The sequence below is a fragment of the Rhodococcus sp. IEGM 1306 genome, from assembly GCF_036541985.1.
In the GTDB taxonomy this organism is placed as follows: domain Bacteria; phylum Actinomycetota; class Actinomycetes; order Mycobacteriales; family Mycobacteriaceae; genus Rhodococcus_F; species Rhodococcus_F qingshengii.
Window position 1 is genome coordinate 740,712 of record NZ_JAZHFF010000001.1, and the last position, 17,708, is coordinate 758,419.

Here is a 17,708-nt window from a genome sequence, read left to right on the forward strand (position 1 = left end):
GGCGCATACATTCATCGCGCTCGGTATCGGGCGTGGCGCACGGGTTGCGTTGCTGGTCAACAACTCTCTTGCCAGCGAGCCTGTCGATTTTGCGTGTGTCAAAGCCGGCATCAACAGGGTTCCGCTCAACTCGCGACTCTCGCTCGACGAGCACGCACGAATGCTCGAGGACACCGACACCTCGCACGTCGTTTTCGGTACTGACCTTGCCGGCCGAGCTGCTGAACTGTCCGCCAGGTTCCCGGATCGGACGTTCGTCGGGCTGGAAACAGGTGCGGAGGGGCAGCTTTCGCTGTTGGATCGAGCACAGGGCATGTCTTCGGCCACTCCGGACGTCGAGGTAGATCCCGACGACGTGATCCTGACGCTGTTCACTTCCGGGACCACGGGAACGCTGAAGGCCGCGCAGCACACTCAGCGCAGCTACGCCGGAATCTGCCGCAATGTTCTGCTCAATCTGCTTCCGGCGACTCAGGACGACACGATGTTGCACGCAGCATCACTGATTCACGCCAGCGGTGTCTTCGTGCTTCCGTTCTGGCTCCGTGGCGGTAAGACCGTCATCCTCCCCGGTTTCGACCCGTCGACCTTCTTGGACTCGATAACCGAGCATCGGGCTACGGCAATCAATCTGGTGCCGACGATGATTCAGATGCTCCTCGAACGCCCTGATTTTGCGAGCGCAGACATCTCGAGTCTGAAATCCGTGATCTACGGTGCGTCGCCGATGCCGCTGGCCACCATCGAACGGGCGATGCAGGCGTGGGGGCAACACCGTTTTCTCCAGTACTACGGGCAGACCGAGGCACCGCTGTGTATTGCAGTCTTACGGCCCGAAGATCACACGGAAGATCGCCTGCTGTCCTGTGGTCAGCCGGCCATCGACGTCGAGATCAGGCTGCTCGACGGTGAGGGAAACGAAGTGCCCCAGGGAGAACCGGGTGAAATCGTGATCCGATCGCCATCGGCGATCGCCGGATACTTCAATGCACCGGAACTGAATGCGGAGACCTTCACCGAAGACGGCTGGGTTCACACCCGTGACATCGGTCAGTTCGACGCCGAAGGATTCTTGTTCTTGAAGGACCGAGCTTCGGACATGATCATCAGCGGCGGATACAACGTCTACCCCCGTGAAGTCGAGGATGCACTCCTGACGCATCCGTCTGTCCGTGAGGTCGCCGTGGTGGGTACCGCCGACGCCAAGTGGGTGGAGGCGGTCACGGCTGTGGTGGTACTCGAGGACGGGACCGTCGAAAACGACGTACTGCAAGCATCATTGGTCGCGCACGTCAGCGAGCGACTGGCGTCGTACAAGAAGCCGCGTCGGGTTGTTTTCGCAGAATCCATACCGAAGACGGCCGTCGGCAAGCTCAATCGGAAGGCGCTGCGAGACGAACTCCGCGACGCTATCTAACTCCGCGAGTGCGGAATTGAACGCTGATTCTCGGCCCGAGGGCCCGCGCACTCTTCGGGACACAGTGTTCCCACGTGCGTTGGCAGGATCCGCCCATGACGAGTAGATCTCCGTGTCCGAGATTGAAGCGGATGGATTCGCCGCCCCCACGAGGGCGCAATAGGAGCGGGCGAGCCGCACCGAGAGACAGGATGGCCACCATCGTGTCCTCGGTGCGACTTCGTCCCGTATCGTCCCCGTGCCAGGCAACGCTGTCGGAACCGTCGCGATAGAAACAGAGACCCGACGTGGCGAATGGTTCGCCGAGTTCGTCGAAGTAGTGACTGCTCAGCGCGTCTTTGGCTTCGGTGAGAAGTGCGTCCGGCAGTGGTTGATTCTCTGCGTAGAAACACACCAGACGAGGGACGTCGACAACGCGGTCGTACATCTGACGCCGTTCGGAACGCCACGGCACCGTAGCTTCCAGATTGTCGAACACGGCCTCCGATCCGGTCAGCCAGGCCGGGCGATGGTCGACCCATGCGCCGGCGGTGAGGATACGTCTCTGCACCGTGCCCTCGAGATCGCCCAAAGAGACGCCCAGGTCACCGTTGTCGAACAGAGACGGTTGCATCGTGGCGGTCATAGACTCCACCGTACACCGAAATCGAACATATGTTCCCATGAAATTTGATTGCAGTGCTGGACGGCTGTTCATCCTTGCTGGGTGATGTCCGGCGGCGTGAACCTTTGAATACTGTTCTCACGCTATTTCGCCGAAGAAGGGGATGTCATGACTGCTTCGCACCAATCTCATGCGAACCACCCTGTCCGACAAGGCTTTGCCATCGGGACCACGGTGGCGGCAGCATGCCTGCTCTTCGTCGCGGGAATCGTCGCGTTGCTGCAGGGCATCGCGGCTCTCGCGGACAACGATCTGCTGATCGTCGGAGTCAATTACACCTTCGAATTCGATGTCACGACATGGGGTTGGATCCACATCGTGCTCGGAATCATCGGCATCGCGGTGTCGCTGGGATTGTTCGTCGGCATGGCGTGGGCCCGCGGGATGGCATTCGTCATCGCGGCACTTTCGATCGTGGCGAATTTCCTGTGGATGCCGTACTACCCGCTGTGGTCGATCGTGATCATCGCCCTCGACGTCGCTGTGATCTGGGCCGTCACGACCTGGCGACCTGACGAGGTGTGATCCTCTGACCGAAAGTGAGTGGTTCACCTGCGGTAGGTGAACCACTCACTTCGCTGTGTCCGGGCCTCCACGGTTGGCCTCATCCCTACGCGGCGTCAGCGCCGTTTCGGTGACTCGCGATCCTGGTTCTCGCGCGGACGCATGTCCTTCGTCGATCGGTGTGGGAAGCCATGGATCATCGAGCAAGAGATCCAGCAGATCACTACCGTTGCGATTCCGAGTCCGATCGACGCGAATGGTTCCTGCGTAGCCAGCCAGACGCTCAGTCCGATTGCCGTCCCGACGATCAGAATCAGGATGGTGTCGAGTCGTGTCGTTTGCATCGAAATCATCGCCTGGCACAGATAGTTTCTGGCGGCCCGCTGGTTTTGGCGGCCCGCCGCCCGGCGAGTGACAGCCGGGGGCAGACCTTGCGCGGCTGACCCCTCGCTCTGGAAATCGCCGCCGCAAGTGATCAATACCCGCGAAATTCGTCTGCGAAACTCCACACAGGAAGAACAGGACCTTATGCCTCAAGGCCCGACATGCCGGGCCTTGACTATGACGTAGCGTCATAGTTAATGCTGTTCGTATGCGAATCAGCGACGTGGCCAGTGCGGCAGGCACCACTCCGCGGACCGTTCGGCACTATCACCGACTGGGGTTGCTGGCCGAGCCGAGACGACTGTCCAACGGTTACAGAACTTACGAACTTCCCGATCTGGTCAGGCTGATGCGCATTCGTTGGCTCACCGCCGCCGGCGTTCCACTCGGATCCATTGCCGCGATGATCGAACCGACGCCGATCGATGCACGAGAACCGGACGACTTCGCCGAAGATCTTTCCTCCTTGATCGCGGAGATAGACCGGAAACAACGAGTCCTCGCAGACCAGCGAGTGCGCCTCCAGGAAATGCTCTCGGCGCGTGGCGCCGGCCGGGTGGTCTCGCCGCTTCCGGTGGAGTTGCTGTCTGCGTTCGACGAGTTGATCGCGTCGTCCCCGACGGATTCGGTTCGGCGTCTGTTCGAGCGTGAACGCGACATGTGGGAATTGGTGGCGATCTCGGGAGCAGCGCCACACGAACTGTTCTCCACGGCTGCGCGATTGCTGTCCGACGAGGGCGACCGGAAGAGAATTGTCGATCTGTACCGTCGTTTCGCCGCTCTGGCTGGGCGCGAGGTAGCCGAGGTTGTAGACGAGATCGCGTACTTGTCGGACGAACTGGAGGAATCACTGGACGGGGTGCTCGGCGATGTGTACGCAGACGGAGACTCCGCAGGCGTGGGATTCTCGGTTGGGATCGCGGATCTGGTGCCTGATCCAGCGCAACGTGAAGTGGTCGCGCGCGTCGCAACACGTCTCATGTCAGGCGGTACGGCGTGATCCGATCACTGTGGTTGCTCTCGACGGGTCGGAGAGACGGAGGTTCCAGTGATACAGCGACTTTCGGCTACGCGAGGGGGACCATGTCGATACCGGTGGCATTTGTTGCGGCGAGTGTGATCGAGGCCGTGGCGATTCACTTCCTGGTGCCGTGGCAGTGGCTTCGCGTCGTGCTGCTCGTTGCAACGGTGTTGTCGCTGATTGCGATTGGCGGTTGGCTTGCCGGACGCGTCGTGCACCCGCATCTCGTGTCCGCTCGAACGGTGGTGTTTCGTTCCGGCACGGGCATTCGAGTCGAGGTGGACCGATCACGGATTTCGCGGGCGAGCATGGTCCGAAGATTCGGTGAGACAGCAAATGCGATTGTCGACGATCGCTTGGTTCTGCCGGGGCCCGACGGCACTGTCGTGGATGTCGACTTCGATCAACCGCTCTCGGTCACGCTCCCGAAACGGCTCTCGAAGGCCACTCCCACCACGATCGGTGGGCTGCGGTTGCATGTCGACCAACCCGGCGAATTCTGTGCAGCGTTGTCGCGGGACTGAACTCGCAAAGATCGTCTGGAGTCGGTCAGAGCGGAGACCTAGATGGAAGACCTTCAGGGAATCGGCTCGACAACCAGCCACTGCACCGTGCCACCGACATTCCATAGTGCGTCGGGGTTGTCGAGCGAGGCCGCGTACGTTGTCGCGGCTTGGTCGCCGGCGATCTCACCGCTCTCGCCCGACGGCGGGTTGGGCTCGAGGAATTCGGAGGGGTGCGGGCCTGGCCATGCAGGCACGTCGAACGGGGAAATGCTGGTGTCGATGAGGCCAGGTCGATGCACGGTCACCCGGTCGGGAACTTGCTTGGTTTCCGCCGCCACGGCGATGCCTGGTCCTTCGGCAGCTTCGCCGTCGCCGCCACCGCAGCCTGCCACTGCAAGAACAAGTCCCGTGATTGCCACACCCACTACCGCATGACGTATCCGCACCGTTTTCTCCTAGCCGGGGCTCACCCCGTTCGAACTCCACTATTGCATCTCGCCAACTCCGCGGGATGCGTCTTTCGATAAATGTGGGAAACGCACTGAATGTGCTCGACAGGAGAATTGGATTGTACTGTGAGCCATGCCGACCCTGCTTCGACGTGCAATCAAGATCGGCGCGGTAGCGCTGGCAACGATTGTGGTGGCGGCCTACCTGTATCTGGCCTTCACTTATCGCAGCGCTGATGTCTTTGCGCCGCCAGGGCGCATCGAGTCTCTCGGCCGGACCTACCTGATCAGCAATTTCCCGCCGCGCACTCGTGAAGATCTCGAACAGCGATTCGCGCAGGGCCATCGTGAGCAGTACACCTTGGAACAAGTGAGTTCCGTATTTCCGTGGCGCGCTGTCTACCAGTGGCAGAACGACCAGATCCGCGGCCAGGCGACGTCGAGCGCGTACCTGAAATGGGGCGAGACGTACATCAGCTATTCGCTTTCGGGTGGCCCATGATTCTGCGTAGACCGAGTCGAACTCACATCGCTTCGTCTGCTGTCGCTCGTCGGGCTACTGCTGCACCGGACTGAGCCTGCCACCGTTCTTCGATGCGGCCGTACCGCCACACGAGGAGGGCGATCAGCCAGGTGACAACAAAGAGTCCGACGATGATGAAGCCCATCGCGCCGAGATCCAAGTTCCCGATTGCGCCGAGAATCCCGTCGTGGATGTCGAGTTTGTCGGTGAAGATCGAGATGATTTCCTGGGACCCGATCAGCAGGGCGACTGCCACCGAGAGTCCGGTGATCACCATGTTGTAGTAGATCTTTCGGACCGGCTGAGCAAATGCCCAACCGTAGGCGAAATTCATGAACGATCCGTCGATCGAGTCGAAAAGCGACATCCCGGCGCAGAAGAGGATCGGCAGAACGAGGATCGAATACCACGGGAGCCCTGTCGCCGCCGCGCCGCCGGCGATCACCAACAGCCCGACTTCGGTGACGGTGTCGAATCCCAATCCGAACAGCAGACCGACCGGGTACATGTGCCAGGGCTTGCGAACCATCTTCATCACCGGGCCCAGAATCTTGTTCAGGGCGCCGCGGCTGTCGAGTTCCTTCTCGAGTTGTTCCTCGTCGAAGGTTCCGGCCTTGTACTTCGTGTACACCCGATGAATTCCGATGAGAGAGAAAAGATTCAGGAGGCCGATCAAGATCAGGAACGTTCCGGAAATGGTTGTGCCGAACAAGCCGGTCCACTTTTCCAGATCGGAGTTGTCGTCGGAAAGGCTGGTGGCAAGTTGCCGCACACCCAACGCCAGAAGTGCGACGAGAACAAAGACGATGGTGGAGTGTCCGAGTGAAAACCAGAAACCGACGGACATCGGTTTCTTGCCGTCCGCCACCAACTTCCGAGTGGTGTTGTCGATGGCGGCGATGTGATCGGCGTCGAAAGCATGGCGCATGCCGAGCGTGTACGCCGTGACACCGAGTCCGATGCCGAAGACACTGCCTTCGATCGTGTAGTGGCCGGGGACAACCAGACCGAGAAGAACTGCCCACCCGACGACGTTGAGTGCAACGACGGTGACGGTCATTCCGATGATGCTTCGACGCTGGCCTCGATCCAGACTGTGCCAAGCGCCGGCGATTCGGGTGCCCGTCGTGGTCATTGTCGTGGACATCGAACCTCACCGATCTTTCAGTCGCGGCCGGCGGCCACGCTACTGAAATCGTATAAGTGTTCAACTGTTCAGATAAGCGCCTGGAGGTTACAAATTGCCCATTCGGGAGTAAAGATATTTTGCTCGTCGATGGGAAATGCTCAGGCGAACACGGTATTGACCAGCGCGACGTAGATCGTCGTTCCGACGACGATGCTCAGGACGGCATTCTTTCGCCAGAGGTGCGCGGCGATCGTGGCGCACACTGCAATCAGTTCGGGTAGGCCATGAGAAGGGGCGGTGATCGACACCCCTTTGAGTGAATACATGACGAGAATCAACATGACGCCTGCCGGCATGTAGATGCCGAGGTAGCCGACCAGGGCGGAGGAGCGCAGCGGCATGAGCGCGGCGAAGGGGATTGCGCGCAGCGCGAAGGTGACCACGGCCATGACTGCGACCGCCGCAAAGATGTACGAGGTGTCAGGCATCGATCTTCGCCTTTCGTGAGTCGTAGACAAAGCGCCCGATCAGGAAGAGCACGAAGGCGCCCATCGCAATTGGCAGCATGTGGTCCGGCGCTGCGAGCCGGGCGACCAGAGCGCAGGTGACCGCGGCGACCGGCACCGCGAATCCGTTTTGTGCGCGAATCGCTTCGATCGAGAGGACGACGAACAACGCCGTCAGGGCGAAGTCGAGGCCGACGATCGAATCCGGAATCCACTGTCCTGCCGTCGCGCCCAGGATCGCGCCACCGATCCAGTAGCCGTGCAGGTACAGCTGGGAGTAGACGATGACGCGTCCGGTGAGTGCCTTGGGATCGGCAGTTACCGACATCGCATAGGCCTCGTCGGTCAGCGCGAACATGCTGTAGAAGCGGGCGAAGGGGTTGCGAATCTTTTCCAGCGGAAAACTCAAGGCGTAGAACACATGTCGAAAGTTGACCAGCAGTGCGGTCAGAGCGACGTACGGCAGCGGTGTCATGGCCGCGACCATTCCGACCGCGAGAAACTCCAGCGATCCTGCGTAGATCAGCGAGGTGAAAGCGACTGCCCACCAAGGGCTGAGCCCTTGTTGGACCACAAGAACGCCAAGTGCGATCCCGAGTGGGAGCAGGCCGAATCCAACCGGTAGCGACAGCTGGAAGGCGTGCCGCCACGCCGGGGTTCGCGGTGGGAGTTCGACGGCCGGTGCGGCCGTCGACGATGCTGGTTCGATCACGACGCAAATCTATAACAAAGATCGAGGTGATCGATTGCTCAGAATGCCCACATATTGAACAGTGCGCAATAATAGTGCGATGGATGCCATGGATGACGCAATTTTGTTTCACCTACGCCAGGACTCGAGTTTGACCAACACCGAGTTGGCGGATCTGGTGGGTCTGACACCCTCACCTTGCCTGCGTCGGGTGAAGAAGCTCGAAGCCGACGGAATCATTACCGGGTACCGGGCGATCGTCAGTCAGGAAGCGCTCGGTCGAGGATTTCAGGTGATCGTCACCGCCGAGATCGGAGTCAACGACCAGGCCACCATCGAGGACTTCGAATCCCAGGTCGCCGCCTTCGACGAAGTGATCGAATGTCGGCGGTTGTTCGGAATTCCCGACTACTTCATTCGGGTCGCGGTGAAAGATCTCGCGACGTATGAGAACTTCATGGTCACCAAGCTCAGCGGGCTTCCGGCTGTCTCGCGGGTGACATCGTTGATCACCATGAAGACCATCAAGAGCGTCGACTGACTCCCGGGCTCGGCTGAACCTTCACTAGGTGTCGGTGGTCGGCGTTAACGTCGGAACATGGGATACGAATTTCAAGTCACAGTAGATTCGGCACATCCGCACGAACAGGCGAAGTGGTGGGCCGCAGCACTCGGGTGGGCAGCGGAGCCCAGCGACGAAGACTTCATCAGGGGCCTCGTCGCCGCTGGTCACGCCAAGGAATCCGACACCACGACATTCGAGGGAGTCCTCGTCTGGCGCGAAGGTGCGGCCATCAGCGATCCGGAGCATCCCGAACGTCCCCGCGTTCTGTTCCAACTGGTTCCGGAATCGAAGACGGTGAAGAACCGGCTCCATTTCGACATACGAGTGGGCGACAAGCGCGAGGATGTCGCAGCGCACCTCGAGACGGTGGGGGCGACGATCCTGCACCGAGGTGCGCAGGGGCCGAGCGTGTGGATCACGATGACCGATCCCGAAGGAAACGAGTTCTGCGTCAGCTAGCGGTACGAACTCGGAGTGTCGCCGGTCCATCGTTTGAAGGCCCGACGGAAGGCGCTGGGCTCGGAGAACCCCAATCGCGCCGAGAGTACTTCGACGGATTCTCCGCGCCGCAAACCAGCGATGGCTACGTCGCGGAGCACTTCCTCGCGTAGTTGATTGAGTGATGTTCCGTCACGCCGCAGCAGTCGACGCAGATGGGGAACGCTGATCGAGAGCATCTCCGCGATCTCCTCGGCCGTGGAGGTTCGCCCCTTCACCCCGAGTTCCAGGACCCGTCGTACCTGCGCCGACGCAGTGCTGTCGTAATCACGTTCGGACATGAGCTGAATCGGAGATTCTCGGAGGTACTCCTCCAACGTCTCCTCGGTTTGGATGATCGGTGCACGCATGGCCGAGTTGTCGAACTCCAGTGCCGCGCGCTTCGCGCCGAAGGTGACCGGCGCTCCGAAGATGTAGTCGTAGTCCTGCGCCAACCGTGCATCCGGTGCCGAGTACGGAAACTCGACCGCCCGAAGTCGGACGCGCTTTCCGATCAACCATGCGGAAAATCGGTGCAGCAAGATCAGGACGAAATCGGTTGTGACACGTTCTGCGACATCAGGTTCGGCGACGCCTTCGCGAGCTCGGACAGCGAAACTCACCCGAGTGCTTTCCTCGCCCTTCTCGATCGACAGTGGGGCCAGAGCCGGTAGCGCACGGATCACGTCGGACATTCGAGCGAAGGCCGATCCGAGATCAGGGCAATGGATCAACGTCAGGCAGATCAATCGGAAAGTGCCACGGGGGACCGGGGCGGATCCGAGGCCGAACAATTCGTCGTCGGTGATCTGCCAGGTGGATTGGATGAACGTGGTGACCTGAGTCGGGGTCAGCCGGGCGCGCGGGTCGGACAGTGTCTCGAGGTCGATCCCGGCAGCGCGCAGTGCACCCGACAAGTCGACGTCGTTGTCCGGCGAGAACGCGAGATAGCGGTGGACGAATGCGGTCGGGATGGTCCGCGCTGTCATGGGTGCGCTGCTCCTTGGAGCAGGTGGAGACGGCGTGCAGCTTCGGACAGAATGTGGTCCTGCTTGCAGAAGGCGAAGCGCACCAGGTGCTTCCAATCGTCGCGGTTGTCCGCGAACACGTCGACCGGAACGGCCGCGACGCCGATCCGCTCGGGCAGTGCGCGGCAGAAATCTCCCGCATCGGTTTCGCCCAACGGTCTGATGTCGGCAAGGAGGAAGTACGTGCCGCCACCGGAATGCACCGTGAAACCGGCCTCGGTCAGAGCTTTACCGAGCACGTCGCGTTTGCCTTGCAAGCTCTGTCGAAGTTCGACGACCCACGGCTGTTCGTTGGTGAGCGCGTAGGCAACGGCCGGTTGGAACGGTGCACCGGCAACAAATGACATGAACTGCTTGGCGGCACGGACTCCGTCGATGAGTTCGCGCGGGCCGATCGCCCAGCCGGTTTTCCAGCCGGTGACATTGAAAGTCTTTGCGGCACTGGACACCGTGACAGTGCGCTTACGCATGCCCGGGAGCGACGCCATCGGTGTGTGGGTGAGGCCGTCGAAGACCAAGTGCTCGTAGACCTCGTCGCTCAACACGATCAGGTCGCGTTCGCACGCGAGTTCGGCGATCGCTCGAAGTTCGTGATCGGTGAATACGGTGCCGGTGGGGTTGTGAGGACTGTTGACGATCAGCATCTTCGTCTTGGCGGTGATCGCGCCGCGCAATGCATCGAGATCGACCGCAAATCCGTCTCCCGCGGTTACCAACGGAACTGTGCGACGTACAGCGCCTGCCAACGCGACGGATGCAGCGTAGGAGTCGTAGTACGGCTCGATCAGCACTACTTCTTCGCCGGGTTCGACCAGTCCGAGAATCGCAGCACTGATCGCCTCGGTGGCGCCGACGGTGACCAGAACTTCGGAGTCGGGATCACTGTCGAGTCCGTAGCGGATGCGCCGATCCTCCGCGATGGCCTGACGCAAGACGGGCATGCCCGGACCGGGCGGGTATTGATTGACGCCCTCGGCGATGGCTCGGCGCGCTACCTCGAGCATGGCCGCAGGACCGTCGGTATCCGGAAAGCCCTGACCGAGGTTGACCGCGTCGTGAAGTGTGGCCAACGCTGTCATCTCGGCGAAGATCGTGGATGCGAACGGCTGCAGACGCGAGACGGTGCGGTTGCGGGGCGTCGAAGGCATCTTTGCAGCTTAGTCGGCTGACACCGCATCCTCACATCCGCTCGGACGCGGTGCTTGTCACGTTTGAATCGCCGCCATCGTCCAACTCTGTAGAGAGCATCGAATCCGGTGCCCCAGAACATACGGAGGCTTGCCATGACTCGCATTCCCGCAGTGACACCGTCAGAAGCCAGTCCGTTGATCAAAGTGGCATACAAATTCGCCGCCAGGCAGTACGACGAAGTCCCCGAGCCCTTTGCCGTCCTGGCCAACCATCGGAAATTGTTCGTAGCGGCTGCCCGCCACGAAATGGCTGTGCAGAAGGCGTCGAAGGTGCTGCCGTCGAACATTCGTGAACTGGCCGTCTATCGCGTCGCCTGGACTGTCGGCTGCTCGTGGTGTGTCGACTTCGGGACGATGCTCTCGCGCTTGGACGGTTTGGACATCGACAAGTTGAAAGAGATCGCGAACTACCGGGATTCATCGAAGTACAGCGAAGACGAGCGGGCCGCGATCGCCTACGCCGACGCCATGACCGGTGACCCCCATGGGGAGAACGGGGTGACGGACGAACAGGTCGCGGATCTCGAGCGCAGGTTCGGGCGAGCGGGCGTCGTGGAACTGACCTATCAGATCGGGCTCGAAAACATGCGCGCCCGGATGTATTCGGCGTTGGGGATTACCGAGCAGGGGTTCAGCACCGACTCCTGCCGTGTGCCCTGGGCAGAAGAATGATGCGCTGATTCGTCTACGGCAACTATCGACAATGCTCCGCAGATACGTGATCATGATTGACTAGTTCACGCATCTGCGGAGCATTCCGGCTTGTTAGGTCCGCACTTGCGACCTACGATCACCTGGTGCCCAACATTCGAATCCGCGAAGCTGCCGGCCTGCTCGGTGTCAGTGACGACACCGTCCGGCGGTGGGTCGACGGTGGGCTTCTCACCGCGACGACGGACGACTCCGGCCGCAAGGTCATCGACGGTGCCGAGTTGGCGGGCTTCGCCCGGTCCAACGCCGGACCCGCACCGGCCGATCCGCTCACGGGTGCGAGTTCGGCCCGCAACCGGTTCGCCGGCCTCGTCACCAAGGTCGTCACCGACAAGGTGATGGCTCAGGTCGAAATGCAGTGTGGGCCCTTCACTGTCGTCTCGTTGATGAGTACCGACGCGGTTCGGGAGCTCGGACTCGAGGTCGGGAGTATCGGAGTCGCAATCGTGAAGGCCACCACGGTCATCGTGGAAACGCCGTAGTTTTTGAACATACTGGAGGAAATTCGTGAAGCGTGTAGTCGGACTTGTTGCAGCAGGTGCCTTTTCGCTTGCCCTGGTGACCGGTTGTAGTTCCTCCGACAATTCTTCGTCGGAGACGTCGTCGGCCGCTCCGACCACAACCACTTCGAGTGAGAGTGCCACGGGAAGTATCACCGTCTTCGCGGCGGCGTCACTCAAGAACAGCTTCACCGAACTCGGCAAGGAATTCGAGTCCGAGAACCCCGGTTCATCGGTCACTTTCAGCTTTGCCGGGTCCTCGGACCTCGTCGCTCAGATCACTCAGGGCGCACCGGCTGACGTGTTCGCCTCGGCTGACGCCGCCAACATGACCAAGGCCACCGACGCCGGCGTCGTCGCGGGGTCGCCCTCGGACTTCGCGAGCAACACCTTGACGATTGTTGTGCCGCCGGGCAATCCGAAGGGCATCGCGTCGTTCGCCGATCTGGCAAAGGAGGGGACGCAACTGGTGATCTGCGCTCCGCAGGTCCCTTGTGGCGCGGCTACGAAGAAGGTCGAGACGGCCACAGGCGAGACCCTCTCGCCCGTCAGCGAAGAATCGTCGGTGACCGACGTTCTCAACAAGGTGACGTCCGGGCAGGCCGATGCCGGCATCGTTTACGTCACCGACGCGAAGTCCGCTGGTGACAAGGTTCAGACCGTCGCGTTCCCGGAAGCCACCACGGTGGTCAACCTGTACCAGATTGCGGTGCTGAAGGATTCGAAGAATTCGGAAACGGCAACGAAGTTCGTCGATCTCGTGAAGGGCCCCAAGGGCTTGGCAGTTCTGGGTGACGCGGGATTCGCTGCTCCGTGACACGCCTACGACCGTCAGCCCGAGCCCCGCTCGGGTTGCCGGTATGGATTTACCTTCCCGCGCTGATCGGCGGGGCGTTTGTCATCGCGCCCTTGGCGGCGATGCTGGCCACCGTGCAGTGGTCGCAGTTCTGGGAACTCGTGACTTCCGAATCGTCGGTTGCCGCGTTGAAACTGAGTTTGAAGACAGCAGCGATGAGCACGCTGCTGTGCATCCTGTTCGGGGTACCGATGGCCGCGGTGTTGGCGCGCAGTCATTTTCGGGGACTGTCCGTTCTTCGATCCTTGATTCTGCTCCCGCTGGTTCTGCCGCCAGTGGTGGGCGGTATCGCGTTGCTGTACACGTTCGGGCGCAAAGGGTTGATCGGTGAGCAGTTGGAAGTGCTCGGCATCCAGATAGCATTCTCGACAACCGCGGTGGTCCTGGCGCAGACGTTTGTCGCGCTACCGTTCCTCGTCGTCAGCCTCGAAGGTGCGCTACGCACTGCGGGCACACGATACGAGGCTGTAGCCTCGACGCTCGGAGCCCGCCCGACCACCGTGCTTCGCCGGGTGACTTTGCCGCTGGTGCTTCCCGGTCTGGTGTCAGGGGCAGTGCTGGCTTTCGCTCGCGCACTGGGGGAGTTCGGTGCAACGCTGACGTTCGCGGGAAGTCTGCAAGGGGTCACGCGTACCCTGCCGTTGGAAATCTATCTCCAGCGTGAGACCGATCCGGATGCAGCGGTAGCGCTTTCGCTGGTGTTGGTCGTAGTCGCGGTGGTCATCGTGGTTGCGGTGCGTGGACGCGGATCGGCGGGTTCGTTGTGAGTGGCCTCCACGTCGACATCGAGATTCCGGAGCGCGATGTCGTTGCGACGTTCGACGTCGCGGCCGGTGAGGTGACCGCTGTCCTCGGACCGAACGGCGCAGGCAAGTCGACGGTACTGGCGGCGGTTGCCGGACTACATCACCCGCGGCGTGGGTTGATCGAACTGAATTCTCGCGTTCTCACCGATACCGGTAGGGGAGTCGCGTTGGCGCCGCATCGGCGCGGCACTGCTCTACTCGCGCAAGAGGCACTTCTCTTTCCCCACCTCAGTGCGGCCGCGAACGTGGCGTTCGCGCCGCGCAGTGCAGGGCGGTCGCGTCGCGATTCCGCCGATTCCGCGCGCCACTGGCTCGACGCAGTCGACGCCGCCGAATTGGCTGACCGCAAGCCGTCACAGCTCTCCGGCGGTCAAGCGCAACGGGTCGCAGTGGCGAGGGCATTGGCTGCTGAACCCGAACTACTCCTGCTCGACGAACCGATGTCTGCGCTCGACGTCGCCTCCGCCCCGGCATTGCGGTCGTTGCTGCGTAGAGTGCTCCGAACAGGAGATCGCACGGCCGTGCTCGTCACGCACGATGCTCTGGATGCGCTGGCCCTTGCCGACACCGTTGTCGTGCTGGACGGCGGCCGGGTCGTCGAACGTGGTGACGTACGAACAGTTCTGACTCGCCCGCGTAGTGCATTTGCAGCACGCATCGCAGGGATCAACTTGCGCAGCGGCACGATGGCCGGAGACGGAATGCTCAGAAGTCCGGTCGGGGTGGATATCGCGGGCCAGACGGAGACCGACCTACCGGCCGGCAGTGCCGCCGTGGCAGTCTTCGAGCCGCGAGCAGTGTCGGTCTACCTGGATCCGCCTCACGGGAGCCCACGAAACGCGTTTGCGGTCACGATCGCGGAGATCGAAAATCGAGGCGATGTCGTCCGAGTCCGAGCCGAGGACGAAGCCGGCCAGCCGGGCTTGTCTGCCGACATCACGGCGAGCGCAGCGGCCGAGCTCGATCTGGTTCCGGGATCGGCCGCTACGTTTGTGGTCAAGGCCACCGAGACGCTGATCTATGCGCAGGGCGCAGGCTCGTAGACGTCCTCTACGACCGAATCCGCATAGAGGGCTGCAATTTCGGACGCGTACTTCTCGGCTATCGGCTTGCGCCTGAGCTTCATCGTCGGTGTCAGCTCGTCGCCGCCTGGCTCCCAGAACGTGGTGAGTACGTGAAACCGCTTGATCTGCTCGGCCCTCGACAGACGCGAGTTTCCCTCGGCGACAGCAGTTGCAACGATGTCGACGATCCGAGCGTCCTTGGCGAGTACCGCGGCCTCGGCCGCAAGTCCCAGTGAGCGTGCCGCTCCGACCGCGGCGTCGGCGCTGAGAGTGATCAACGCTGTGTTGAACTTTCGGCCGTCTCCGATTGCCACGACCTCACCGATCAACGACGACGACGTCTTCACTGCGGTCTCGATGGCAGCGGGGGACATGTTCTTTCCCGACGCATTGATGATCAGCTCCTTCTTGCGATCGATCACCGTGAGGTATCCGTCTGCGTCGGCCGTGACGATGTCTCCGGTCGAAAGCCAACCGTCTGCACTGATCGCTTCGGCTGTTTTTGCCGGTTTGCCGCGGTACCCCTTCATGACCAACGGTCCTCGAACCAGTAGCTCACCGTCCGCCTCGATGCGCATTTCCATGCCTGGAAGCAACTTTCCGACCGTTCCCAGCTTGGTCGGCTCGGCCGGTGCGGTGCTCGCAATGCATGTCAGCTCGGACATTCCCCAGATCTCCGAGATCGGAACTCCCAGGGCTGCAAAGAATGCCAAGGTGTCCGGCGGAATCGGTGCGGCGCCAGAGATGGCCCACTTCAGTTCGGCAAAACCGAGTTTCGCACGCAGAGCGGAGAGGACCATTGCATCGGCTCGGGCGTAGTCCGCTTCCAGTTCGGCGGGGACTGTTTCACCGGCTCGCAAGTGTGCGAGCCGAGTGCGACCGACGTCGAGTGCCCACTGCAATGCCGCTCGCCGCGCGTCGTCCGGTTCGTTGGCGACGGCCGATTCGACTGCAACCTTCAGCTTTTCCCACACACGGGGGACGCTGCCCCAGATCGTGGGGCGACAGTCCGGAAGCGCAGCCGCTACCTGGCTCGGATCCGGCACGACAGTGATCTGGGTGCCGAACACCATTTGCATGTACAGGCAGGTGAGCCGATCGGCGATGTGCGCCGACGGCATGTACGAGGTGATGCGGTCACCGAACTCGACGGGGAGTACAGCACTGACGGCGGTGGTTTCGAACAACAGACAGGCATGAGTCGTCTCGACGCCCTTGGGGTTGCCGGTCGTGCCGGAGGTGTAGATCAACGTGGCGACGTCGTTCGGTTTCACCGCACGCCAGGTGCTCTCGAAATCGAAATCGGCGGCAGCAGAGGACTTCATCTGCTCCAGCGTCAGGGTGCCGGACTGCTGGGCAGACGGTTGCGCGTCGACGACCACGATCGTGTCGAGTGTGGCACCGGAGCGGCGAACGGTATCCACGTACTGGGCCTCGCAGACGAGCACTCGCGCACCGGAATTGGCGAGGATGTACTGGATGGCTTCGGGTGCCGACGTGTTGTAGATGGAGAAGGATGTCGCGCCGAGGTGTTGGGCGCCGACGTCGATCGGGTAGAACTCGATGCGGTTACTCATCATCAATGCAACCGTATCGCCATGTCCCACGCCGATTCCGGCCAATCCCGCGGCAACATCGCGAACCTGTTCGCCGTACGCGCGCCACGTCAGTGTTCGCGCATCGCCGATGTCTCGCAAAGCCACCGCGTCGGGCGCTACCGCCGACACTCGCTGGAAGGCTGCACACAACGTAGTCATGATGTTCTCCTGGATGCCTTTGGCAGGGCTGATGCATTCGTCGGGGCCGCAGCGGTGGTTCTGTCTTCGAGTTCGCGGATCAGGTCGTGTGCCTGTTTGTCTTTTGCCAGGTAACCGTCGGCAAGGACATTGATGAATCCGCGTCCCCACGCCCAGGGTTCCCAGGCAGCGGGGGCAAGGGTCCGGGCGGCGCGGCGCGCGATCGCGTCGGCGATCACGGTGGCGGCACGGTCCGGGGAGATTCGATGACGGAGGGGACCGGGTAGTCGAGCGTCGAGTTTGCGGCCGATCTCGTCGTCGTCGAGTGTGGCGCGTGCAAGTTGTGTATCCACCATCCCGAAGTACGCGATGCCGGCAGTAGCGCCGTAGCCGGCAACCTCGAGACGCAGCGCCCGGCCGAGCGCTTCGACCCCAGCCTTGCTGATCATGTACGAAGCGCCGCCCAAACCGGGGGCGAACGACGCCGCCGATGACACGACGACGATGTGCCCACTGTTGCGGATCACCTCGTCGATGGTCGGATGCACGGTGTTGAAGACGCCGGTGAGATTGACGTCGAGCACACGATCGAAGGCGTCGGGATCGATCTGGCGCAATGTTGCCGGGGGAGGGGTGATTCCGGCGTTGGCCACTACGACGTCGATTCTGCCCAGCTGCTCGATGATCGTTTGCACGGCTGCGGTCATGCCGTCCCGATCTCGGACATCGGCCGTCACCGTCACGACTCGCTGTGACTCGAATGAGCGCTCGGCCGTTGCCAATGAACTCTCGTTGACGTCGACCAGTGCCACGGCGGCCCCACGCCGGTGGAGAGTGCGCGCCAGCGCTGCACCGATACCGTCGCCTCCACCGGTGATCAGTACGACCTTCCCGGCGACGTCGTAGTCGATTCGGCGTCCGGGCAGTGGAATGCCCAGATCGCGGACTGTTCCCGCAATTGCGGACAAGCGTCCCGTCATT

The 17,708-nt window shown here is 61.7% G+C and carries 22 protein-coding genes; 12 read left to right on the top strand and 10 right to left on the bottom strand.

The window, feature by feature from the left end; all coding sequences use genetic code 11:
• A partial coding sequence (locus V3587_RS03680) for an AMP-binding protein (protein ID WP_331699213.1) occupies positions 1-1,417 on the top strand: 1,417 nt, incomplete at its 5' end.
• On the opposite strand, the gene V3587_RS03685 is transcribed toward V3587_RS03680, so the two are convergent.
• Positions 1,410-2,042 (bottom strand): alpha-ketoglutarate-dependent dioxygenase AlkB, encoded by a 633-nt coding sequence (locus V3587_RS03685; protein ID WP_007733562.1) that lies wholly within the window; start codon positions 2,040-2,042, stop codon positions 1,410-1,412. The genes V3587_RS03680 and V3587_RS03685 overlap by 8 nt on opposite strands.
• A gap of 147 nt (positions 2,043-2,189) precedes the next feature.
• On the opposite strand from V3587_RS03685, the gene V3587_RS03690 reads away from it, so the two are divergent.
• Positions 2,190-2,606, top strand: coding sequence for a DUF7144 family membrane protein (locus tag V3587_RS03690; protein ID WP_283376139.1), 417 nt, complete (start codon positions 2,190-2,192; stop codon positions 2,604-2,606).
• Positions 2,607-2,701: 95 nt separating this feature from the next.
• Here V3587_RS03690 and V3587_RS03695 read toward each other — a convergent pair whose 3' ends face one another.
• A complete protein-coding gene (locus tag V3587_RS03695; protein WP_020970523.1) occupies positions 2,702-2,929 on the bottom strand; it encodes a hypothetical protein in 228 nt (75 codons plus the stop codon).
• 248 nt (positions 2,930-3,177) lie between these two features.
• On the opposite strand from V3587_RS03695, the gene V3587_RS03700 reads away from it, so the two are divergent.
• Together V3587_RS03700 and V3587_RS03705 are read left to right on the top strand one after the other, a co-directional pair.
• Positions 3,178-3,969, top strand: a complete 792-nt coding sequence (locus tag V3587_RS03700; RefSeq protein ID WP_151098135.1) for a MerR family transcriptional regulator — start codon at positions 3,178-3,180, stop codon at positions 3,967-3,969.
• 83 nt (positions 3,970-4,052) lie between these two features.
• Positions 4,053-4,514: a hypothetical protein gene (locus V3587_RS03705; RefSeq protein ID WP_003940014.1), complete on the top strand. Its 462-nt coding sequence runs from the start codon at positions 4,053-4,055 to the stop codon at positions 4,512-4,514.
• A 53-nt stretch (positions 4,515-4,567) separates the two neighbouring features.
• On the opposite strand, the gene V3587_RS03710 is transcribed toward V3587_RS03705, so the two are convergent.
• On the bottom strand, positions 4,568-4,942 hold the full coding sequence (locus V3587_RS03710) for a hypothetical protein (RefSeq protein WP_003940551.1): 375 nt from the start codon (positions 4,940-4,942) through the stop codon (positions 4,568-4,570).
• Between the two features lie 136 nt (positions 4,943-5,078).
• Here V3587_RS03710 and V3587_RS03715 point away from each other — a divergent pair, with 136 nt between their 5' ends.
• Positions 5,079-5,447, top strand: coding sequence for a hypothetical protein (locus tag V3587_RS03715; RefSeq protein WP_054825539.1), 369 nt, complete (start codon positions 5,079-5,081; stop codon positions 5,445-5,447).
• A 22-nt stretch (positions 5,448-5,469) separates the two neighbouring features.
• Here V3587_RS03715 and V3587_RS03720 read toward each other — a convergent pair whose 3' ends face one another.
• The 3 genes from V3587_RS03720 to V3587_RS03730 form a co-directional block, all read right to left on the bottom strand.
• On the bottom strand, positions 5,470-6,615 hold the full coding sequence (locus V3587_RS03720) for a HoxN/HupN/NixA family nickel/cobalt transporter (protein WP_214926767.1): 1,146 nt from the start codon (positions 6,613-6,615) through the stop codon (positions 5,470-5,472).
• A gap of 140 nt (positions 6,616-6,755) precedes the next feature.
• Entirely contained in the window at positions 6,756-7,085 is a 330-nt protein-coding gene (locus V3587_RS03725; protein WP_003940007.1) for a branched-chain amino acid transporter permease, read from the bottom strand.
• On the bottom strand, positions 7,078-7,815 hold the full coding sequence (locus tag V3587_RS03730) for an AzlC family ABC transporter permease (protein WP_003940360.1): 738 nt from the start codon (positions 7,813-7,815) through the stop codon (positions 7,078-7,080). Before V3587_RS03730 ends, V3587_RS03725 begins: the two co-directional genes overlap by 8 nt.
• Positions 7,816-7,894: 79 nt before the next feature.
• Here V3587_RS03730 and V3587_RS03735 point away from each other — a divergent pair, with 79 nt between their 5' ends.
• Both V3587_RS03735 and V3587_RS03740 read left to right on the top strand, forming a co-directional pair.
• The gene (locus V3587_RS03735) at positions 7,895-8,335 is read left to right on the top strand and encodes an Lrp/AsnC family transcriptional regulator (protein ID WP_020970517.1); all 441 of its coding nucleotides are present in this window, start codon (positions 7,895-7,897) and stop codon (positions 8,333-8,335) included.
• Positions 8,336-8,392: 57 nt separating this feature from the next.
• Positions 8,393-8,818, top strand: coding sequence for a VOC family protein (locus V3587_RS03740; protein WP_003940409.1), 426 nt, complete (start codon positions 8,393-8,395; stop codon positions 8,816-8,818).
• Here V3587_RS03740 and V3587_RS03745 read toward each other — a convergent pair.
• Positions 8,815-9,825, bottom strand: coding sequence for an AraC family transcriptional regulator (locus tag V3587_RS03745; protein WP_003940556.1), 1,011 nt, complete (start codon positions 9,823-9,825; stop codon positions 8,815-8,817). The two genes, V3587_RS03740 and V3587_RS03745, sit on opposite strands and share 4 nt — an antisense overlap.
• Positions 9,822-11,012, bottom strand: a complete 1,191-nt coding sequence (locus V3587_RS03750; RefSeq protein ID WP_058226133.1) for a pyridoxal phosphate-dependent aminotransferase — start codon at positions 11,010-11,012, stop codon at positions 9,822-9,824. The genes V3587_RS03745 and V3587_RS03750 overlap by 4 nt, the downstream gene beginning before the upstream one ends.
• A 135-nt stretch (positions 11,013-11,147) precedes the next feature.
• On the opposite strand from V3587_RS03750, the gene V3587_RS03755 reads away from it, so the two are divergent.
• The 5 genes from V3587_RS03755 to V3587_RS03775 all read left to right on the top strand — a co-directional run bounded on the left by V3587_RS03755 (position 11,148) and on the right by V3587_RS03775 (position 14,970).
• On the top strand, positions 11,148-11,726 hold the full coding sequence (locus V3587_RS03755; protein WP_007733549.1) for a carboxymuconolactone decarboxylase family protein: 579 nt from the start codon (positions 11,148-11,150) through the stop codon (positions 11,724-11,726).
• 125 nt (positions 11,727-11,851) lie between these two features.
• The gene (locus tag V3587_RS03760) at positions 11,852-12,247 is read left to right on the top strand and encodes a TOBE domain-containing protein (protein WP_003940157.1); all 396 of its coding nucleotides are present in this window, start codon (positions 11,852-11,854) and stop codon (positions 12,245-12,247) included.
• Positions 12,248-12,272: 25 nt separating this feature from the next.
• Entirely contained in the window at positions 12,273-13,082 is an 810-nt protein-coding gene (gene modA / locus V3587_RS03765; RefSeq protein ID WP_118603320.1) for a molybdate ABC transporter substrate-binding protein, read from the top strand.
• Positions 13,079-13,888 carry an ABC transporter permease gene (locus tag V3587_RS03770; RefSeq protein WP_007733547.1) on the top strand — a complete coding sequence of 270 codons (810 nt, stop codon included), beginning with the start codon at positions 13,079-13,081 and terminating at the stop codon, positions 13,886-13,888. The genes modA and V3587_RS03770 overlap by 4 nt, the downstream gene beginning before the upstream one ends.
• Positions 13,885-14,970 carry a sulfate/molybdate ABC transporter ATP-binding protein gene (locus V3587_RS03775; protein WP_007733546.1) on the top strand — a complete coding sequence of 362 codons (1,086 nt, stop codon included), beginning with the start codon at positions 13,885-13,887 and terminating at the stop codon, positions 14,968-14,970. Before V3587_RS03770 ends, V3587_RS03775 begins: the two co-directional genes overlap by 4 nt.
• Here V3587_RS03775 and fadD11 read toward each other — a convergent pair.
• Together fadD11 and V3587_RS03785 are read right to left on the bottom strand one after the other, a co-directional pair.
• Positions 14,946-16,748 carry a fatty acid--CoA ligase FadD11 gene (fadD11, locus tag V3587_RS03780; RefSeq protein ID WP_162113737.1) on the bottom strand — a complete coding sequence of 601 codons (1,803 nt, stop codon included), beginning with the start codon at positions 16,746-16,748 and terminating at the stop codon, positions 14,946-14,948. The genes V3587_RS03775 and fadD11 overlap by 25 nt on opposite strands.
• Positions 16,745-17,707 (bottom strand): SDR family oxidoreductase, encoded by a 963-nt coding sequence (locus V3587_RS03785; protein WP_283376140.1) that lies wholly within the window; start codon positions 17,705-17,707, stop codon positions 16,745-16,747. The genes fadD11 and V3587_RS03785 overlap by 4 nt, the downstream gene beginning before the upstream one ends.
• Position 17,708: the final 1 nt, after the last annotated feature.

Coding starts and splice junctions, on each gene's coding strand:
- V3587_RS03735 (WP_020970517.1), top strand. CDS start 7,895: ATGGATGCCATGGATGACGCAATTTTGTTTCACCTACGCCAGGACTCG.
- fadD11 (WP_162113737.1), bottom strand. CDS start 16,748: ATGACTACGTTGTGTGCAGCCTTCCAGCGAGTGTCGGCGGTAGCGCCC.
- V3587_RS03745 (WP_003940556.1), bottom strand. CDS start 9,825: ATGACAGCGCGGACCATCCCGACCGCATTCGTCCACCGCTATCTCGCG.
- V3587_RS03750 (WP_058226133.1), bottom strand. CDS start 11,012: ATGCCTTCGACGCCCCGCAACCGCACCGTCTCGCGTCTGCAGCCGTTC.
- V3587_RS03705 (WP_003940014.1), top strand. CDS start 4,053: ATGTCGATACCGGTGGCATTTGTTGCGGCGAGTGTGATCGAGGCCGTG.
- V3587_RS03690 (WP_283376139.1), top strand. CDS start 2,190: ATGACTGCTTCGCACCAATCTCATGCGAACCACCCTGTCCGACAAGGC.
- V3587_RS03715 (WP_054825539.1), top strand. CDS start 5,079: ATGCCGACCCTGCTTCGACGTGCAATCAAGATCGGCGCGGTAGCGCTG.
- V3587_RS03695 (WP_020970523.1), bottom strand. CDS start 2,929: ATGCAAACGACACGACTCGACACCATCCTGATTCTGATCGTCGGGACG.
- V3587_RS03720 (WP_214926767.1), bottom strand. CDS start 6,615: ATGTCCACGACAATGACCACGACGGGCACCCGAATCGCCGGCGCTTGG.
- V3587_RS03740 (WP_003940409.1), top strand. CDS start 8,393: ATGGGATACGAATTTCAAGTCACAGTAGATTCGGCACATCCGCACGAA.
- V3587_RS03685 (WP_007733562.1), bottom strand. CDS start 2,042: ATGACCGCCACGATGCAACCGTCTCTGTTCGACAACGGTGACCTGGGC.
- V3587_RS03700 (WP_151098135.1), top strand. CDS start 3,178: ATGCGAATCAGCGACGTGGCCAGTGCGGCAGGCACCACTCCGCGGACC.
- V3587_RS03785 (WP_283376140.1), bottom strand. CDS start 17,707: ATGACGGGACGCTTGTCCGCAATTGCGGGAACAGTCCGCGATCTGGGC.
- V3587_RS03755 (WP_007733549.1), top strand. CDS start 11,148: ATGACTCGCATTCCCGCAGTGACACCGTCAGAAGCCAGTCCGTTGATC.
- V3587_RS03725 (WP_003940007.1), bottom strand. CDS start 7,085: ATGCCTGACACCTCGTACATCTTTGCGGCGGTCGCAGTCATGGCCGTG.